17 protein-coding genes are annotated in these 17,450 nt (G+C 59.8%); 16 read left to right on the top strand and 1 reads right to left on the bottom strand.

From position 1 onward, the window contains the following. The first annotated feature begins 319 nt into the window (after window positions 1-319). From IVA80_RS32115 to IVA80_RS32100, 4 genes are all read left to right on the top strand, one after another. Window positions 320-658: a hypothetical protein gene (locus IVA80_RS32115; RefSeq protein ID WP_247438930.1), complete on the top strand. Its 339-nt coding sequence runs from the start codon at window positions 320-322 to the stop codon at window positions 656-658. After that, complete coding sequence (locus IVA80_RS32110; protein ID WP_247438929.1) at window positions 655-1,299, top strand: SDR family oxidoreductase; 645 nt, start codon at window positions 655-657, stop codon at window positions 1,297-1,299. Before IVA80_RS32115 ends, IVA80_RS32110 begins: the two co-directional genes overlap by 4 nt. A 70-nt stretch (window positions 1,300-1,369) precedes the next feature. Next, window positions 1,370-2,365: a nitrilase-related carbon-nitrogen hydrolase gene (locus IVA80_RS32105; RefSeq protein ID WP_247438928.1), complete on the top strand. Its 996-nt coding sequence runs from the start codon at window positions 1,370-1,372 to the stop codon at window positions 2,363-2,365. Between the two features lie 768 nt (window positions 2,366-3,133). Continuing rightward, window positions 3,134-3,271 carry a hypothetical protein gene (locus tag IVA80_RS32100; protein WP_247438927.1) on the top strand — a complete coding sequence of 46 codons (138 nt, stop codon included), beginning with the start codon at window positions 3,134-3,136 and terminating at the stop codon, window positions 3,269-3,271. Between the two features lie 160 nt (window positions 3,272-3,431). Here the strand turns inward: IVA80_RS32100 and IVA80_RS32095 are convergent, their stop codons facing one another. Continuing rightward, entirely contained in the window at window positions 3,432-3,647 is a 216-nt protein-coding gene (locus IVA80_RS32095) for a hypothetical protein (RefSeq protein ID WP_247438926.1), read from the bottom strand. Between the two features lie 1,040 nt (window positions 3,648-4,687). On the opposite strand from IVA80_RS32095, the gene IVA80_RS32090 reads away from it, so the two are divergent. From IVA80_RS32090 to trbF, 12 genes are all read left to right on the top strand, one after another. Further along, entirely contained in the window at window positions 4,688-5,185 is a 498-nt protein-coding gene (locus IVA80_RS32090) for a hypothetical protein (protein ID WP_247438924.1), read from the top strand. Between the two features lie 103 nt (window positions 5,186-5,288). Next, window positions 5,289-6,584, top strand: coding sequence for an MFS transporter (locus tag IVA80_RS32085; RefSeq protein ID WP_346348045.1), 1,296 nt, complete (start codon window positions 5,289-5,291; stop codon window positions 6,582-6,584). A gap of 222 nt (window positions 6,585-6,806) precedes the next feature. Then, on the top strand, window positions 6,807-8,021 hold the full coding sequence (locus IVA80_RS32080; RefSeq protein ID WP_247438922.1) for a TlpA disulfide reductase family protein: 1,215 nt from the start codon (window positions 6,807-6,809) through the stop codon (window positions 8,019-8,021). A gap of 537 nt (window positions 8,022-8,558) precedes the next feature. Continuing rightward, window positions 8,559-9,854, top strand: coding sequence for a C4-dicarboxylate transporter DctA (gene dctA, locus IVA80_RS32075; protein WP_247438977.1), 1,296 nt, complete (start codon window positions 8,559-8,561; stop codon window positions 9,852-9,854). Window positions 9,855-10,425: 571 nt separating this feature from the next. After that, window positions 10,426-11,346: a P-type conjugative transfer ATPase TrbB gene (gene trbB, locus IVA80_RS32070; RefSeq protein WP_247438920.1), complete on the top strand. Its 921-nt coding sequence runs from the start codon at window positions 10,426-10,428 to the stop codon at window positions 11,344-11,346. 2 nt (window positions 11,347-11,348) lie between these two features. Next, window positions 11,349-11,669 (top strand): TrbC/VirB2 family protein, encoded by a 321-nt coding sequence (locus tag IVA80_RS32065; RefSeq protein WP_247438974.1) that lies wholly within the window; start codon window positions 11,349-11,351, stop codon window positions 11,667-11,669. Further along, window positions 11,669-11,932 (top strand): VirB3 family type IV secretion system protein, encoded by a 264-nt coding sequence (locus IVA80_RS32060; RefSeq protein ID WP_247278017.1) that lies wholly within the window; start codon window positions 11,669-11,671, stop codon window positions 11,930-11,932. The genes IVA80_RS32065 and IVA80_RS32060 overlap by 1 nt, the downstream gene beginning before the upstream one ends. Window positions 11,933-11,940: 8 nt before the next feature. Beyond that, the gene (trbE, locus tag IVA80_RS32055; protein ID WP_247438918.1) at window positions 11,941-14,373 is read left to right on the top strand and encodes a conjugal transfer protein TrbE; all 2,433 of its coding nucleotides are present in this window, start codon (window positions 11,941-11,943) and stop codon (window positions 14,371-14,373) included. After that, on the top strand, window positions 14,373-15,107 hold the full coding sequence (trbJ, locus tag IVA80_RS32050) for a P-type conjugative transfer protein TrbJ (protein WP_247438917.1): 735 nt from the start codon (window positions 14,373-14,375) through the stop codon (window positions 15,105-15,107). Before trbE ends, trbJ begins: the two co-directional genes overlap by 1 nt. 2 nt (window positions 15,108-15,109) lie before the next feature. Beyond that, window positions 15,110-15,481 (top strand): putative entry exclusion protein TrbK-alt, encoded by a 372-nt coding sequence (gene trbK-alt, locus IVA80_RS32045; protein WP_247438915.1) that lies wholly within the window; start codon window positions 15,110-15,112, stop codon window positions 15,479-15,481. 3 nt (window positions 15,482-15,484) lie between these two features. Beyond that, window positions 15,485-16,717 carry a P-type conjugative transfer protein TrbL gene (trbL, locus tag IVA80_RS32040; RefSeq protein ID WP_247438913.1) on the top strand — a complete coding sequence of 411 codons (1,233 nt, stop codon included), beginning with the start codon at window positions 15,485-15,487 and terminating at the stop codon, window positions 16,715-16,717. 51 nt (window positions 16,718-16,768) lie between these two features. Next, complete coding sequence (trbF, locus tag IVA80_RS32035; protein ID WP_247438911.1) at window positions 16,769-17,449, top strand: conjugal transfer protein TrbF; 681 nt, start codon at window positions 16,769-16,771, stop codon at window positions 17,447-17,449. Window position 17,450 lies beyond the last annotated feature (1 nt).

Below are 17,450 nucleotides of genomic sequence, written 5' to 3'. Positions count from 1 at the left end.
GGTTGCCCTACCAGTTTTTGCGGATTGCGTCGCAGGTCCTCTGTGTTAGCAATCCACGTTGTACGGTCTTACTATGCGAACATGCTGTCGAAAAATGCGAGAACTTGCACTGCCCCACACTTCAGCAAACTGGTGCGACGTTATCCGTTTCCGTCAGATTTGCGATCAGGCAACGCCTGAGATCGCCTGCAATGTGTTTCCACAATTCCAAAGGAACGGAACTAAATCGTCCCTTTTCGATGGAAGGGACAACTGGGCCACGAGAAGCACATTGGCTTGGAGCCGTTTGAATGAGGCCCAATTCCCCCGGATGGCGACGATGGCCAAGCATCCTCACACCAAGATCAATCTGATCCGCTCTCTCGCCTCACGACAAGACGGCGTTACACAAGCAGAGTTGCGCAAGGCCACGGGATGGAAGCTTGTCCCGATGCCCCTGATCGCCAAGCGGTGCAAGATGAAGCTGATCACCAAACGTGAGAAGGGCAACGTCACTCGCAAGAATGGTAAGATCGCCAGCAAGAGCGGCCACTTCACCACGTACTACATGATGGCGCACGATTCGACTACGGCAGTAGCCGACGCGACTACCGACACAGTACGCAGAAAGCCTTATCCCTCGATTCATAAGCCAAGCGACGCGGAAAACGCGTCATGAGCCAAAGTCCTGCAGGGCATTGCGCAGCTATCTGGACAGCGAGGCTTGGCTATTGCCGCTTTTCGGGCTGGCGCTTCGAAGGAATGCGCGAAACTATGATAGCGCAATTCAATGCCAATGCCGAAATCGCGAAACTCGGCTCGCTCGCGGATACAACGCAGGACAGCTTTGACGTCTTAAGAGTCAATTTCCGTAGATCCTATTTCAATGTTCAGAACGCGTTGCCTCCCGCGCGCAAGCTAAACGCGATCGGCTTCACGGCTTCTTTGTCCGATCAGGTCAGAATCGCGGGAACATCGGCCGTATCGGCATCCAAGGCCGCACTATGCAACTTGACGCGAGCGCTTGGCGCCCAACTGATCCGCCGAAGCGTTCGGGTAAACGCCAAGAGCTCGGGCGTCATCGAAAGCCCGCTGTTTAGGAAGATCGGCATTACCGAGGGCAGCGTGCAAGAACGCGGAACGGTGCTGCTGGAGCAGATACCCGCGAAACACTTCGGTAAGCCACGGAAGATAGCGGCGCGTGAGCTTCCTCGCTTTGGGCGACGCATCCTACATCACCGGCATCGACGTGGCTGTCGATGGCAGACGCCCACAGCCCTGAGTCCAACAAGCCCCGATGGGCTCGAAGAGCCCCCGTGAGAGTCATCCGTCGTCCTCTACACCAGTTGCAGTGCAACGCTCGGATACTCACAATGAGCAGAAGAAGAGAATGAGAAAAATCGTCAAGGCAGCCGCCGTACAGATCAGCCCCGTGTTGTACAGCCGAGAGGGGACAGTCGAGAAGATCACCAAAAAGATTCGCGAATTGGGCAAGAAGGGGGTGCGTTTCGCCACGTTTCCCGAGACCATCATTCCCTACTACCCGTATTTCTCGTTCGTCCAGCCGCCCTTCACGCTTGCCAAGGAGCATCAGAGGCTGCTTGAGCAATCCCTTACGGTACCCTCTGCGGAGACGCATGCGATCGGCGATGCCGCCAAGGACGCCCAAATGGTCGTTTCCGTCGGCGCCAACGAGCGGGACGGAGGATCGATCTATAACACTCAGCTCCTGTTCGATGCGGACGGCACGCTGATCCAGCGTCGCCGCAAGATCACCCCCACCTATCATGAGCGGATGGTCTGGGGCCAGGGCGACGGTGCCGGCCTTCGCGCCGTAGACAGCGCCGTCGGCCGGATCGGCCAGCTTGCGTGCTGGGAACATTATCTCCCGCTGGCAAGATACGCCTTGATTGCCGATGGCGAGCAGATCCACTCCGCGATGTACCCCGGCTCGATCTTCGGCCCTCTTTTCTCCCAGCAAACGGAGGTGAGCACCCGACAGCATGCCCTTGAATCGGCCTGCTTCGTCGTCAGCGCAACCGCATGGCTCAACGCCGACCAACAAGCCCAAATTGCCAACGACACGGGCGCTGCTATCGCTCCGATTTCGGGCGGTTGCTTCACCGCTATCGTTGCCCCCGATGGTCAATTGATAGGCGAGCCCCTGAAGGAAGGTGAAGGAGAGGTGATTGCCGATCTCGACTTTATCGAAATCGACGGGCGCAAGAGAGTGATGGATGCAAGCGGTCACTACAGTCGCCCTGAACTGATCAGCCTCCTGATCGACCGGACACCTTCTTCGCACGTCCATGAACGGATTGTTCCTCCCAGGAGCGTGGCGGCTACCGGCCTTCACCGCGAGGACCGTGCTGCGGACGCCTCTTGAGAGGTTTTGGTCCTCCCCGCCCGAGCCGGAGATGGCGCATCCCCGCTTCGACCCGAACGGCCGAAGGTAATCGCCCGAGAGTCACGTGCGCAAAGAGAAAGAGCTAGTTTGCAGCAGGGCCATGCGGGCCGCTCGGCATGATCCAGACCGATTCTCTATTGGAGAAATGACCAGCTGCGGAGCCTCGCCAATGACCTTCAGCCTACAGCGCACCTGGTCACTGCAGCGGCAAGTTCGCTTCAGGTGTTCGAACAGTTACGCTGACCGCCGCATCGCCCATCCTTGCAGCGCCCCGCCTCGAGATCTGGATGTTGCCTCGATGAGGATCCGCTCATATCGGGAGACCACATCGTCAGCTCGAGACGGCTCGTCATGGCAGGTCTTTCCGAGTGGCGCCCAACGGCGGTTGGATCAGATCCAGGCGATCCTCGCCGGGGAAGCTGGCGGCTGAAGGTGAACGCGCACTCAAGCTACGGTGATCTCCATGCAAGGGCATCCAGCATCCTGCGCAACACGAGCGCCCATTCGGGTTAGGAATTTCATGGAGGACGATAAAACCAGATTGCTCGCCAAGAAGGTGCCCACGCTTGCGGCTCAACGATCCGGACCCAGCCTCCAGACGCGATGAAGATTCATAACTGCCGCCGCACGGTGCTCCGGAAGGCGCCGGTACGCTCTCAGTAAACAACCGCAGTTTCAGGGCGCAGTATCCAGGCCTATGCTGGCCGGATGGAGCAATCAGTACTTTTCAGGTGCCCGCGCACAGGCATGAACGTGCAGCAACTGCTGACGGGACTGGAGCAGATCGGTCCCGATACTCATCTGCTGGTCCTTTGTCCGGCATGCTCCTCGGTCCATTTCGTGAATGCCTCCACCGGCAAGCTGCTCGGCGCCGCAGTGCGGTGAGGGCGGTCGACGGGTGACATCCGGCATGCTCACTCCGGTTTGGGTGCGCATCCTTTTCCCGGTGTAGTTCGCGTATCGTCCCTGGAAAATCCAGCGCCTTGGAGGGGTGATGCTTGCTGCCGCTGCAGCGTCGCAGTCGACCTGCTGCCGGCGCTCCTCGTCAAGCTTCGCCAGCATCGGAGATGACGCTCACGGCTGGCACGGTGCGGGGCAGCCGCAGCGTGCGTTGAAGATTGCGGCTGGCCGGCGAATGTTTGCCCAGCTTAGCATCGTATTTCTCGGCCACCACCAGAAGCCGCTTTCGCGTGAACGGGTCGGCCTTATCGGCCAGATCGCGGGCCCGCTGTGCAAAGCTCCTGGAGAACGCGACATCCATGATGTGCCCTCACCCAACGCTACCAGGATTGCGCTTAAGTACATCGACGGCTGCGACGTCGAGGCGGGCGAGCAGAGTGGGCCTATCGCAGAATATTCTGCGACGAGCCTATAGCAGCCGATCTGGCGCAAGTAAGCTCGCCGTCGGCAGGGGCAATTCACATGTCAGTCCTCCATCGGATCCGGAAGCGATGCCCGGAGTGCGGGGGGACCGATGAATCTCCTGGCTGGCGAGGACGGGCACAACGAGCGCTACGTCTGCAGCCGTACAGTTCCCCTGAGCCCTCCTGACAAGTGAGTGGTCGCACCGGGCCAGCAGAAACGTTTCAACGGCGTGGGCTGGACTCGACGCGCGGCACGCGAACGGTTGTAAGTCAAATCGCACGCTGGTGATGCATGCCGGAAATCGGTGAGGCGCAGGTGTATTTGGTCGCGCGCATGAGCTGGTGCGCTTCATATGAGGCGCATCACCCCCACAGGGAATAACGCCGGTGCGTCCGCGGGGGTCGTTCGCGACGTCGGGGGCACAAGGGCGCCATCTAGATTGCGCCTGCGCCTCTTTTTGGATCGGTAATTTTGTCGATTTCAAGTAAGGGTGCACGCACCGTCCGCGAAATCGCTCGTCTGTCGGCGACCTGGCTGTCCAGAGGGACCAGAGGCTACAAGAGGTCTGGCGCTGGTCTTTAGGAATCCGCCGCTTCTTTCTTTCGATACGCCAGACTGCGACCAGAATGTCCCCGCGGTTGAAGCGGCATGCGGTCTCAGCCCTTTTGTGGTGCGTCATCGCAGGGCGATTCATCCGTTTCGACCGAACATCCAGATCACGCGCGTGCAAGCGCGGGCGGTGTGCAGTCGCAGAGAGAAGGAAGCTGGAGTATGCAGATTAGCGGCGAGCGCTGGGGAGAACCGAGCTCAAGTCGGAATGAAGCTGAGGTGGACGCGCAGCCGAGTCCAAGCGAACCTCAGCAGACCAGAAGGATAACAATTCAACTTTCTGAGTGCATTCTCCAGCGACTCCAAGCCGCGACTGACCGCCCTGGTATGGGCAAGAGCGTAGTCGTCGAGGCGGCTCTTGAGCGCTTCCTGGATCCGGCGCCGCCTACAGAGGGTCTTGTTTACGAGGCGATCGAGCGAACGAATGAGCAGGTGCTCAGTCTGCGGACGGACATCGCGATGATCGCGGAAATAGTGGCTCTCCATGCGCGATACCACCTCACGCTGACGCCGCCGATGCCGCCATCCAAGCAAGACGAGGCGTGCGTACTCGGGCTCGAGCGCTTCAAGGCGTTTGCCGAGCAGGTCGATCGTCGCGTACGGTTTGGCCGACCCCTGCTGCAGGAGGCAATTGATCGCTCGGGAAATTCCAGCCGATCCGGGTCTGAAATGGGCATTGGAGCGTCACGCGCCCTTCCACGAGCGCCAGTTGAAGAAGAACCCCACTGTGTGGCCGTGGTAGGTGAAAACTCAGAAGCGTGTGCTGTCGCCGAGGAGGGCGGCAGCAATATCAACTTTCGACAGCTGCCAAACGCCTTGTGTTAAAGCCAGTGGCCGCGTTCCGAGCAACACGCGAAGCGATGCCGCGGGGCTGATATCAGGCGAGAGGCCGGTTAGCCGGCGTTGGAGCTGGCGGATCATCTCTTGCGTGTTCCTTCCCTTTGCCGCGGGATATTATCTTTCCTACCTGTTTCGGATGATCAACACGCTCATTTGTGGCCGCCTCGCCTCGGAATTTGAGCTTGGTACGGCCGATTTGGGGCTGTTGGGCTCGATCTACTTTCTGGTCGTTACCGGCAGCCAGATTCCGATGGGCATGCTCTTGGATCGCTTCGGTCCGCGCCGAGTCCAGGGTGCGCTCTTGCTGCTAGCTGCCGCGGGCGCTGCGCTTTTCGGATTATCGAGTGGATTTCTGTCGCTTCTGATTGCTCGGGCGATGATAGCATTCGGCACCGCAGCTTCCCTCATGTCTGGCCTGAAAACAGTCGTGCTCTGGTTTCCGAGAGAGCGCGTGGCGCTCATCAACGGCTGTATGATCATGCTGGGTGCACTGGGCGCGGTAACGGCAACCGCACCAGCCGAGGCATTGCTTAACTGGATAGGCTGGCGCAGTCTATTTGAGCTGCTTGCCGCATCCAGTGCCTCCGCGGCCGCTTCGATCTATTTTTTGGTTCCAGAGCATGAGGCAACTGCGAAGATCCCTCCAGGGACAGTCAGCCTGAAGACCGTCTATACGGATGGGCGGTTCTGGAGAATTGCGCCGATTTCTTCAACATGTATCGGGTCCGCGTGGGCCCTGCAGTCCTTGTGGGCAGCGTCCTGGCTGAGCGATGTGGAAGGGTTGGATCGAACAAGCCTTGTCACACAATTGCTCGTTATGACGATAGCCCTAAGCATTGGCGCATTGCTGCTCGGCGTGGTCGCCGATTCGCTGCGCCGGCATGGCAAGAACATTGAAACGTTGCTCGCAATTATAGCTGCTGTGTTCATTGCAGCCGAACTCGCGCTGATATTGCATCCGCCATTCCCGTCGATACCGTCGTGGATCATTGTGGCGGTGGTCGGATCAGCAATCGTCCTCAGCTACGCGATCATCGGAGATTACTTCCCGGCCCAACTGATCGCGCGCGCAAACGGCGTGCTCAACGTTCTGCATTTCGGGTGGGCTTTCCTCGTTCAGTACGGGACGGGGCTAATTCTCGAGCAATGGCCGGTAAAGAACGGACACTACCCCTCAATCGCGTATCAGACGGCGTTCAGTATCAATGTTGTGCTGCAGCTGGTCGCCCTGGTCTGGTTCATCGCCCCTTGGCTCAAAGAGTTGAATTGGAAGTCTGAAATCGTCGTCAAGCGCAAGTCGACGGGCCAAAGCAGGTCAGTTCACGTCATGATCCCAAGCGCCGAAATGGTTATCCTGGAAACCGATCAAGATGTGGAGTGGTGAACTCGGCCTTCTGCCTGACTTCCCGCCTCGTCGGTCTACAGGCGCGTCAATAACGCCCGGCCGGCTGATTGCCTGAGAAGCTCCAAACAGCTGGTCGGATATGCGACATGCGTCGCAAGGTCGACAGGAATGATACGAAAAATGCGTAATATCAATGAGTGCTGGCTGGCATGCGACTTGCTGTTGTTGTCTCCGCAGAGCCAGGTAAAGCGAATTTGAGCAATGACCAGTGTGACTGAGAGCGCAAGTCAAGTCGGTGCGGAGAAGGTGCTGAGAGTCGGTTCGCCGGCTCCCTCCATCAAAGTTGAGGACTGGCTACGTGGCCAGCCCGTTACAAAGTTCGAACCTGGGAAAGTATACATCATCGAGTTTTGCGCGACGTGGTGCGGACCATGTATCGCCTCGATGCTGAATTTGGTGATCCTGCAAAGCAAATACAGGAGCAACGGAGTTGAGGTGGTGGGCATCGCGGCTCACGAACAAGCTTCGACGGCAGATGAAGCGCGAGCCAGCTTGGACGCTTGGTTGACGAAGAGCTTGCCAACTCTGAACTTCGCGATCGCATTCGACTACTCCGGCGAAATGAACAAGCTTTGGATGGATCCCAGCTTTTCTGTCGGGATTCCCTCGTCATTCGTGGTCGATCGTGACGGCCGCTTCGCCTTTATCGGCCATCCGACGCAACTCGATAACGCGTTGCCCAAAATTCTGAACGGCTCCTGGGCATTGAGCGACGAAGCCAAAGCCCTGGATGCGGAGAGGATAACCACGGGTCGACGCAGAAAGCGCGAACTATCGCAGAAGCGAGCGCTGGTGGAGCCGATCTTTGCCAGACTTGAAGCCGCCATGAATAGTAAGGATTGGGCGGCAGCCCTTTCAGGGGTTGAGGAGGCGCTCGCTGCGATGCCGGACGATGTCACCTTCCGTGGGCTTCATGCGGAATTGTTGCTTCACAAGATACGCGACATGCGGACCGGCCTGGCGGTATTGCGCCAATTGGTTCGCGATGCGATCGACAAGAAATCCGTGGTTTGGATGAGCGTGGCCATCCGCCAACTTTTCGATCCCGCGAAAGACTACTCCGGTTTCCCACATGCCGAGCGTTTTGCCATGGGCAGGGACCTCTCCGAACACATCCTGGCGGCGAATCCGCCCCAAGGAAGCGAGGGCGCGAAGTTTCTCTCGTACGGGGCGGTCGCTCAGTACTATTACGAGACCGGTAACAGGGATCGCGCGATCGAATTGGTCGAGGTGGCGCTGAAATGGCTGGATGCAGCGCCTGCCTCGGATGTAGCGAAACGGGATCTCGTGCAGTGCTCCCTCCAGGCCTTGGCGAGCTACAGGAGTGAGAAGCTCTGTAATGAGGAGTGTTGTTCGACACCGCAAAACACATCTCCCGAAAAGCCGCAACCGGGATCGCCAAGGGAGGCAGCGTGAGCAATGCTGCTGGCCATGTCTTCTCGGCCCTTGTGGTTTTGCGATCGAAGTTGATGCCATTGGGAATGTCGGGGCATTCACCTGAAGTGAGGGTAGGACGAGTGAGGGGTGAACGCAGGCGAGCCGCACCGCCACAAGTTCTTTACGGTGAATGTTTCTTCAACGTACGTCCCGATCCGGCGCGATAGCGGCGCGAATGCCCGTCCAGGTGAAGAGTGGTCGCCGCCTGCTAAAGGTGGCGTCTTATAAGATGCTGGTGGCATCTTCGAACAACCAAAAAAGATTGAAATGGGTGGTGACGCTGATGCATTCCAACTCTCAAGGAAGCTTTCTCAAGTTTTTACCGCTGGTTTCAGAAGGAATTCAGCACTTCGTTTCGCGTTGGCTGCAAACCCATTCGGGAGAGGCGGCAAACCGTGGCAACGGACGGGGTTGTTTAAAACGGTCAGTGCCCTGTCGCCGCGCTAAGGGAACACTGAGCGAAGCCGGGCCTTCATTGTCACCCCTCTTTGGTACCACGGCGGCGGGTCGAGCGTGATGCACAATCACCGCCAGCGCCGCTCTGTCAAAGCCGCCGCCCTGTTCCAGCCATCTGGCCCCTGGTACAAGGTTCTTTATATCCAGGTACTCATCGCGATCCTGATTGGCGTTCTCGTTGGCTGGTTGTGGCCTGCTGTGGGGACGAACAGCTGGGTCAAAGCGCTTGGTGACGGATTCATCAAGCTGATCAAAATGGTGATCGCGCCGATCATCTTCTGCACTGTTGTGTCCGGAATTGCGCATGTTCAGGATGCCCGAAAGGTCGGCCGAGTCGGCGTCAAGGCGCTGCTTTACTTCGAGATCGTGTCGACCTTCGCGCTGATCCTGGGTCTCGTGATGGGCAATCTCGTTCAGGCCGGCCATGGGCTCGCTCCCAGGGCTGATGCCGCGGCGGTAGCCAACTACGTCAAAAGAGCGGAGGGGCAGAACGCGGTCGATTTCCTCCTCAATATTATTCCGGATAGCGTAGTTGGCGCTCTGGCCCGAGGCGACGTGCTACAGGTGCTGCTGTTTGCCATCCTATTCGGGTTCTCGCTGATGGCGCTTGGCGAGCGGGGTGAGCGGATGCGCAGTCTGGTCGACGATGCTGCACACGCGGTGTTTGGTGTCATTAGGATCGTAATGAAGGCAGCGCCAATCGGGGCGTTCGGCGCCATGGCCTACACTATCGGCGAATTCGGACCATCCGCGCTCGGTAAACTCATCGGCTTGGTTGCGCTGTTCTACGTGACAGCCGGGCTCTTCGTGATCATTGTGCTTGGCCTGGTCGCGCGCTTGGTCGGTTTTTCTATTCTAAAGTTCATCGTCTACATCAAGGATGAACTACTGATCGTGCTCGGAACGTCGTCGTCCGAAAGCGCGCTGCCGCAGTTGATGGAAAAACTCGAACGGCTGGGCTGTTCCAAGCCGGTCGTCGGTCTGGTGGTGCCGACAGGATACTCTTTCAATTTGGATGGGACCAACATTTACATGACGCTGGCGACCTTGTTCATCGCGCAGGCGCTCGGGGTCGATCTCGACTTCGGCCAGCAGCTCACGATACTCGTTGTGGCGATGCTCACCTCGAAGGGCGCAAGTGGTGTTACCGGTGCCGGGTTCGTCACCCTGGCCGCAACGTTGACCGTGGTCAGTCCTGACCTCGTCCCGGGCATCGCGATCGTATTCTCGATCGACAAGTTCATGAGCGAGGTGCGCGCACTTACCAACATCATCGGGAACGGTATTGCCGCGGTGTTTGTGTCGTGGTGGGAAGGTGAACTCGACCATGTCTCGCTACACGCGCAGCTCAAGTAGATCTGCGATCTCAGCTCGCCCATTGCGGACTAGAAATCACTCTTGAATGCCTGCATTCTGCGTTGGCAAGCCTCGTGCAGTACTGGGCCAGCCGGATTCCAGGGGGAATGGTGCAGGGTCATTACGATCACGGTGGTGCACCAGACCAGCGTCGGCATTAGTGCCTGCGGCAGCCCGCCGGCTGATGTGGTTCATTATCCCGGGTTTGAGCTTCCTCAAAAAGCGGGAGCTCAATCGTGCCCACGCGAGGGAGCGACAGTGGTTCAGGAGAAGCAACGGGGCCTGAGCAAACACGGCGACCGGGAGAGGCGTAAAAATAGTAAGCTCCGGATCATTGGTCATTGCTGATTTCTCGCCTCGCCGTCGAGGGGTCGGCGCGTCAAGCCGGCGCTCGTTTCAAATGTTCCTTTCTCTACGCTAGACTACGAACGGCATATTCCCTTTGTTGCGGTAACACACGATCTATCTTTTATTTGCCTTCAGATGAGGGCGCCGAAGCGGCCTCAGCAGCTTGGGGCAAATCGTGGCGATCCATTCTTTTGATTCAGAAGCGAACTTGCGCGGAGCGCGTATGCTGCGTACCGCGTTGGGGCCCGCCATCGCAGGGTTTTTGGAAGATCCGGCAATCGTCGAGGTGATGCTCAATCCCGATGGCCGACTGTGGATCGACCGACTGTCGAGCGGCCTTACGGATACTGGCAAGAACATATCCCTCCCTGACGGAGAGCGAATCATCCGCGTGGTGGCTCACTACGTAGGTGCCGAGGTTCATCCCGGGAGCCCACGGATTTCTGCCGAGCTGCCCGAGACGGGGGAGCGCTTTGAGGGCCTGCTGCCGCCGGTTGTTGCTGCGCCAACATTTGCGATCCGAAAGCCGGCGGTCGCCGTGTTCAGCCTCGAGGATTACGTCGCAGTGGGTGTCATGACGCCGGATCAGGCCGGTGGATTGAGGGATGCAGTTTGCGCACGCAAGAACATTCTGGTCGCCGGCGGCACCTCGACCGGCAAGACGACGCTGACCAATGCCCTTCTCGCCGAGGTGGCTAAAACGACTGACCGTGTCGTTCTCATCGAAGATACGCGCGAGCTTCAGTGCTTGGCGCCAAATCTCGTGGCGCTCCGCACGAAGGACGGCTTGATCTCGCTGTCCGACCTGGTCCGTTCGTCGCTTCGTCTGCGCCCCGATCGAATTCCCATTGGTGAGGTGCGCGGAGCCGAGGCGCTCGATTTGCTCAAGGCCTGGAGCACAGGACATCCGGGCGGAATCGGCACGATCCATGCCGGAACGGCGCTCGGGGCGCTACGCCGACTCGAGCAGCTGGTCCAGGAAGCTGTCGTCACAGTCCCCCGGCCGCTTATCGCCGAAACAATCAACGTGATCGCGGTGCTCAGCGGCCGCGGCGCCGAACGCCGCTTGAGCGAGCTCGCCCGCGTCACGGGCTTAGGAGCATCAGGTCATTACAGCCTTTCTGCAATTGGAGACCGGTCATGACGATGCCTTCATCTCTCCGCCGTGCCAGCATTGCTCCCACGGCAATTGTGACCCTTTGGCTGAGCAGTATCCCGGCTTGCGCCGCTGGCTCAAATATGCCGTGGGAGCAACCGCTCAACCAGATTTTGCAATCGGTCGAGGGTCCCGTCGCCAAGATTATCGCGGTCATCATCATCATCGTGACCGGGCTCTCGCTCGCATTTGGCGACACGTCTGGTGGCTTTCGTCGCCTGGTTCAGATCGTGTTCGGTCTGTCCATCGCCTTTGCGGCGTCAAGCTTCTTTCTGTCTTTCTTTTCCTTCGGCGGCGGCGTGGTGATCTAATGGAGGAGCCTGTCGCAGGCTTTATCGCGCCCGTGCATCGTGCGCTCACCGAGCCTATCCTGATGGGCGGTGCGCCGCGCGCCGTGGCGATCGCCAACGGAACGTTAGCGGCGGCGCTCGGTCTTGGGCTGCGCCTGTGGGTGGCCGGCCTTCTCCTCTGGTTCGTCGGCCACATGGCCGCCATCTGGGCCGCAAAACGCGATCCCGATTTCGTGGAAGTCGTGCGCCGGCACGTCCGTATTCCAAGCCACCTCAGGTCCTAGAGTTGCCTATGATGAACCTTGCCGAATATCGCGGTTCAAACACGCGCCTTGCCGACTTCCTTCCTTGGGCGGCCCTGGTCGATGAGGGCATCATTCTCAACAAGGATGGATCCTTTCAGCGAACGGCCCGGTTCAGAGGGCCGGATCTCGACAGCTCAGTGCCTGCCGAGCTTGTTGCTGTCGCAGGCCGCCTCAACAATGCGCTCCGTCGCCTCGGATCGGGGTGGGCCGTCTTTGTCGAGGCGCAGCGGCATTCGGCAGGACGTTATCCGCCGGATACATTCCCGGACGTCGCCTCGGCGCTGGTGGATGCGGAGCGGAAAGCGCAATTCGAGGAGGCCGGCAGCCACTATGAATCGAGCTACTATCTGACTTTCCTCTATCTGCCTCCGGCAGAGAGTGCGGCCGTGGCGGAGCGCCTACTGTACGAGGGCAGCCATCGCGCTGCGGGAGCGGATGCGCGCGAGGTGCTTGCCGGCTTTGTCGACCGGACCGGCCGCGTCCTGCAGCTCGTCGAGGGTTTCATGCCGGAATGTGGCTGGCTCGATGACGAGCAAACGCTGACCTACCTGCATTCGACGGTCTCGACCAGACGGCATCGCGTGCGCGTGCCAGAAATTCCGATGTATCTGGACGCGTTGCTTGCCGATCAACCCCTGACAGGAGGTATCGAGCCCATGCTAGGCGAGGCGCATCTGCGCGTTCTGACGCTCGTGGGCTTTCCGACCGCGACCACGCCCGGAATTCTCGACGAGCTGAACCGGCTGGCATTCCCGTATCGCTGGTCGACGCGGGCGATCATGCTCGACAAGACAGATGCCACAAAGCTCCTCACCAGGATCAGGCGGCAATGGTTTGCCAAGCGCAAGTCGATCGCGGCGATCCTGAAGGAGGTGATGACGAACGAGGCCTCCGCGCTTCTGGATACCGATGCGCACAACAAGGCGATGGACGCCGATAGTGCGCTCCAGGAATTGGGCTCGGATCAGATCGCAGAGGTCTTCGTCACGGCAACGATCACGGTCTGGGACGGGGATCCTCGCGCAGCCGACGAAAAGCTCCGCCTCGCCGAAAAGGTCGTCCAGGGCCGCGACTTCACCTGCATGGCCGAGACGGTCAATGCCGTCGAAGCCTGGCTCGGCAGCCTGCCGGGACAAACTTACGCAAACGTCCGCCAGCCGCCGGTCTCGACCCTGAATCTCGCCCATATGATTCCGCTGTCCGCGGTATGGGCCGGAGAGGTAAGGGATCATCACCTTAAGGCGCCCCCATTGTTCTTCGCTAAGACTGAAGGTTCCACGCCATTTCGGTTTTCTCTGCACGTCGGCGATGTCGGCCACACCCTGGTCATCGGACCGACGGGCGCCGGTAAGTCGGTGCTGCTGGCGCTCATGGCGCTGCAGTTCCGTCGCTATGGCGAGGCGCAGATCTTTGCATTCGACTTCGGCGGCTCGATCCGCGCATCGGCCATCGCCACGGGGGGCGACTGGCATGATCTCGGCGGCGCGCTGGAATCGTCAGAATTCGTCGCGCTCCAGCCGCTTGCACGCATCGACGATGTCGGCGAGCGAGGCTGGGCATCCGACTGGATCGCATCGATCCTGACGCGCGAGCGGATCGAAGTCACCCCTGAGACCAAGGATCATGTCTGGTCGGCGTTGACCTCACTCGCCTCGGCGCCAGTTACGGAGCGGACGCTGACTGGGTTCTCCGTTCTTCTGCAGTCCAACGCTCTCAAGCGCGCGCTGCAGCCCTACTGCCTCGGCGGGCCATACGCCCTGTTGCTGGACGGCGAATATGAACGGCTGGGTGAAGCCTCCGTCCAGGTGTTCGAGACCGACGGATTGATCGGGACCTCTGTCGCGCCCGCAGTTCTGGCCTATCTGTTTCACCGGATCGAGGACCGCTTTGACGGCCGTCCGACACTGCTCATCATCGACGAAGGCTGGCTTGCGCTCGATGACGCCGATTTTGCCGGCAAGCTCCGCGAATGGCTCAAAACCCTTCGCAAAAAGAACGCCTCGGTCGTGTTTGCGACCCAATCGCTTGCCGATATCGATGGCTCCAAAATCGCGCCTGCCATTATCGAGAGCTGCCCGACCCGCATCCTGTTGCCAAACGATCGCGCCATCGAGCCGCAGATCATGGCGATTTACCGTCGCTTTGGGCTGAACGACCGGCAGATCGAGATCCTCGCCCGCGCCACTCCGAAGCGGGACTACTACTGCCAGTCGCGCCGCGGCAACCGCGTGTTCGAGCTCGGACTTGGCGAAATCGCGCTCGCCTTCGCGGCCGCCTCGTCCAAAGCCGACCAGGCTTTGATTGATCGGGTGCTTGCCGAGCACGGAAGGGACGAGTTCGTCACCGGCTGGCTCAAGGCGCGCGACCTCGGCTGGGCCTGCAATCTCATTCCGCAGCTCGCCAAACAAGGAGCGCTCTGATGAGCTGTATCCGCCCGCTTCTGGCAGCAAGTATCATCGCCATGACCATGATCCAAGCGCCCCGCGAAGCGAAGGCGCAGTGGATCGTGTTCGATCCCAACAACTACGTTCAGAATGTGCTCACGGCCGCGCGTGAGCTGCAGCAGATCAACAACCAGATCACTTCGCTCCAGAACGAAGCGCAGATGCTGATCAACCAGGCGAAGAACCTGGCGAGCCTGCCTTATTCATCGTTGCAACAGCTTGAGCAATCGATTCAGCGCACCCAGCAGCTACTCTCGCAGGCGCAGCGGATTGCCTACGACGTCCAGCAGATCGATCGCGCGTTTTCCACCACCTATGCGCCGGCATCCGCGAGCATGTCCGATGGGCTCCTGGTCGCAAATGCCCAAACACGCTGGCAGAACTCAGTTGCCGGGCTGCAGGACGCCATGAGGGTCCAAGCGAGCGTTGTCGGCAATCTCGACGCCAACCGCACTCAGATGTCCGCCCTCGTGACGGCGAGCCAGGGCGCAGCGGGTGCGCTCCAGGCAAGTCAGGCCGGCAACCAGCTCCTTGCGCTCGAGGCCCAGCAGCTTGCGGACCTCACGGCGACTGTTGCCGCGCAAGGTCGTGCGCAGACGCTCGAATCTGCCCAGCGGGCTGCAGCGCAGGAGCAGGGTAGGGAGCAGCTGCGACGCTTTCTCAGCCCGGGCCAAAACTATCAATCGACAAATGTGCAGATGTTCCACTGATCATGAAAATACGATTTGAACGACTACCTGTCGCGGCAGCAGCTGGTCTTGCTGTCCTGTTGGTTGCCACCTGCGCCATTCGCCTGCGCACCGACGAGAGCGCGACCCAGTCTTCCGTCTCTCTGGCCTCAAAACCGGATGTGACCGCAGCTAAGCTCGAGCAATGCCGTACCGTCACCTACGAGCAGAAGGACGCTCTGCTCGAATGCCAGAAGATCTGGGCTGAGCAGCGCAGTCAGTTCTTAGGCGGAAGCAGGTCAATTGATGGTTCGGATAGCCGGACCGGCGCGGCGCCATTCTCCTCTCCAGTCCCGCGTAAGGACGAAAGTCGCCTCCCGTCCGGCTTTTTCTCCCTTCCAAGCCAAAGCGAGTGAGCCATGGGTGGTACGGGCGTTATCGACCAGTTTCTGGAAACCTTTACCCGCTACATCGATTCGGGATTCGGTCTCGTCGGCGGCGAAGTTGGATATGTCGCCACAACGCTGGCTGCAATCGACATCACCCTGGCTGGCCTGTTCTGGTCGTTCGGAATAGACGAGGACATCATCGCCCGGCTGGTCAAGAAAACCTTGTTTGTCGGCGTCTTTGCTTACCTGATTGGCAATTGGAATAACCTCGCCCGGATGGTCTTCGAAAGTTTTGCGGGGCTAGGCCTGAAAGCCTCAGGGACAAGCCTTTCGTCAGCAGATTTCCTTAGGCCGGGCCGCATTGCGCAGGTTGGCCTTGATGCAGGCCGGCCGATCCTGGACTCCATCTCTGGGCTGATGGGCTATGTCAGCTTCTTTGAGAATTTCGTGCAAATCGTGGTCCTGCTGTTTGCTTGGATCGTGGTGCTGCTCGCGTTCTTTATCCTGGCGATCCAGCTGTTCGTCACCCTCATCGAATTCAAGCTGACGACACTTGCCGGGTTCGTCCTGATCCCCTTCGGCCTGTTCGGCAAGACCGCTTTTGCGGCCGAACGGGTGCTGGGCAATGTCATCTCATCGGGGGTCAAGATTCTGGTCCTTGCCGTCATCGTGGGCATCGGATCGACCTTGTTCTCGCAGTTCACGGGCGGCTTTGGCGGCAACCGGCCGACCATCGAGAATGCGATGGCACTTGTCCTGGGCGCGCTCGCCCTCTTGGGCCTTGGCATCTTCGGCCCCGGTATCGCCAATGGCATCGTCTCCGGAGGTCCGCAGCTTGGCGCAGGCACCGCCGTCGGCACAGGCCTCGCTGCCGGTGGGGTGATCGCGGCAGGAGCTGGCGTCGCCGCCGGCGCTGCAGGTCTTGCCGCCGGCGCGATTGCGGGCTCGCTGCGCGGTGGAAGCGCGATTGCAAGTGGCGCGATGAACATGTTGCGGACGCGAAGCTCCGGCGTCGAGGCGAGCGCGCCAGGCGCGGCAAGTCCCTTGCGTTCGCTCGCAGCCGGACTTGGGCGAGGGACCGGTCCTGTCGGTCAGGAGGAGGGGGGCTCCTCGGCCGCGCCCGACAGTCCGCCAGCCTGGGTTCGGCGTATGAAGCGGGCGCAGACCATCCAGCATGGAGCATCAGCGGCCACGCACGCGGTTCGGTCAGGCGATCACGGCGGGAGTGGCGCATCGGTCGACCTCTCACAAGACAATCGCTGAGTTCGCTGTCTCTCCAAAATCCATTTCCAACCATGCCTTGAGGTCAGACAAATGTTCAAACGATCGGCCGTTCACTATGGCCGCACGCCGGAGCCGGTCACGCCCTATCAACGCGCAGCTCAAGTCTGGGATGACCGCATTGGTGCAGCACGAGTCCAGGCCAAGAACTGGCGGCTCATGGCATTCGGCTGCCTGTTCCTCTCCGCCGGTTTTGCCGGAGCTCTGGTCTGGCAATCAGCCCATGGCACGATCACGCCCTGGGTGGTTGAGGTCGATCAATTGGGTGAAGCGAAAGCAGTTGCCCCTGCAAATGCTGCCTATCAGCCGACGGACCCTCAAATAGCGTTTCACCTGGCGCGCTTCATCGAGCACGTCCGCGGCCTGCCGATGGACGCGATTGTCCTCCGCGAGAGCTGGCTGCGTGCCTACGACTTCACGACCGATCGCGGCGCCGCCGCACTCAACGACTATGCCCGCAACAACGACCCCTTCGCCAAGCTCGGAAAGACGCAAATCGCGATCGAGGTCTCGAGCGTCATCCGAGCCTCGCCTGAGAGCTTTCGCCTCGCCTGGATCGAGCGCCGCTACGACAACGGCCAACTTGCCGCAACGGAACGGTGGACTGCGATCCTTACCATCGTCGTGGAGATGCCTCGCGACCTGGATCGCCTACGCAAAAATCCCCTTGGCATCTACGTCACCGCGATCAACTGGTCAAAGGAGCTCGGCTAAC

The sequence above is a fragment of the Bradyrhizobium sp. 139 genome, from assembly GCF_023074175.1.
GTDB lineage: Bacteria > Pseudomonadota > Alphaproteobacteria > Rhizobiales > Xanthobacteraceae > Bradyrhizobium.
The sequence above is the reverse complement of the archived record's forward strand: the minus strand, read 5'-3'. Positions and strand labels throughout refer to the sequence as shown.

Coding starts and splice junctions, on each gene's coding strand:
- trbF (WP_247438911.1), top strand. CDS start 16,769: ATGTTCAAACGATCGGCCGTTCACTATGGCCGCACGCCGGAGCCGGTC.
- IVA80_RS32105 (WP_247438928.1), top strand. CDS start 1,370: ATGAGAAAAATCGTCAAGGCAGCCGCCGTACAGATCAGCCCCGTGTTG.
- IVA80_RS32100 (WP_247438927.1), top strand. CDS start 3,134: ATGAACGTGCAGCAACTGCTGACGGGACTGGAGCAGATCGGTCCCGAT.
- trbJ (WP_247438917.1), top strand. CDS start 14,373: ATGAGCTGTATCCGCCCGCTTCTGGCAGCAAGTATCATCGCCATGACC.
- trbB (WP_247438920.1), top strand. CDS start 10,426: ATGCTGCGTACCGCGTTGGGGCCCGCCATCGCAGGGTTTTTGGAAGAT.
- dctA (WP_247438977.1), top strand. CDS start 8,559: ATGCACAATCACCGCCAGCGCCGCTCTGTCAAAGCCGCCGCCCTGTTC.
- trbE (WP_247438918.1), top strand. CDS start 11,941: ATGATGAACCTTGCCGAATATCGCGGTTCAAACACGCGCCTTGCCGAC.
- IVA80_RS32095 (WP_247438926.1), bottom strand. CDS start 3,647: ATGGATGTCGCGTTCTCCAGGAGCTTTGCACAGCGGGCCCGCGATCTG.
- IVA80_RS32115 (WP_247438930.1), top strand. CDS start 320: ATGGCCAAGCATCCTCACACCAAGATCAATCTGATCCGCTCTCTCGCC.
- IVA80_RS32060 (WP_247278017.1), top strand. CDS start 11,669: ATGGAGGAGCCTGTCGCAGGCTTTATCGCGCCCGTGCATCGTGCGCTC.
- trbK-alt (WP_247438915.1), top strand. CDS start 15,110: ATGAAAATACGATTTGAACGACTACCTGTCGCGGCAGCAGCTGGTCTT.
- IVA80_RS32080 (WP_247438922.1), top strand. CDS start 6,807: ATGACCAGTGTGACTGAGAGCGCAAGTCAAGTCGGTGCGGAGAAGGTG.
- IVA80_RS32090 (WP_247438924.1), top strand. CDS start 4,688: ATGGGCAAGAGCGTAGTCGTCGAGGCGGCTCTTGAGCGCTTCCTGGAT.
- trbL (WP_247438913.1), top strand. CDS start 15,485: ATGGGTGGTACGGGCGTTATCGACCAGTTTCTGGAAACCTTTACCCGC.
- IVA80_RS32065 (WP_247438974.1), top strand. CDS start 11,349: ATGCCTTCATCTCTCCGCCGTGCCAGCATTGCTCCCACGGCAATTGTG.
- IVA80_RS32110 (WP_247438929.1), top strand. CDS start 655: ATGAGCCAAAGTCCTGCAGGGCATTGCGCAGCTATCTGGACAGCGAGG.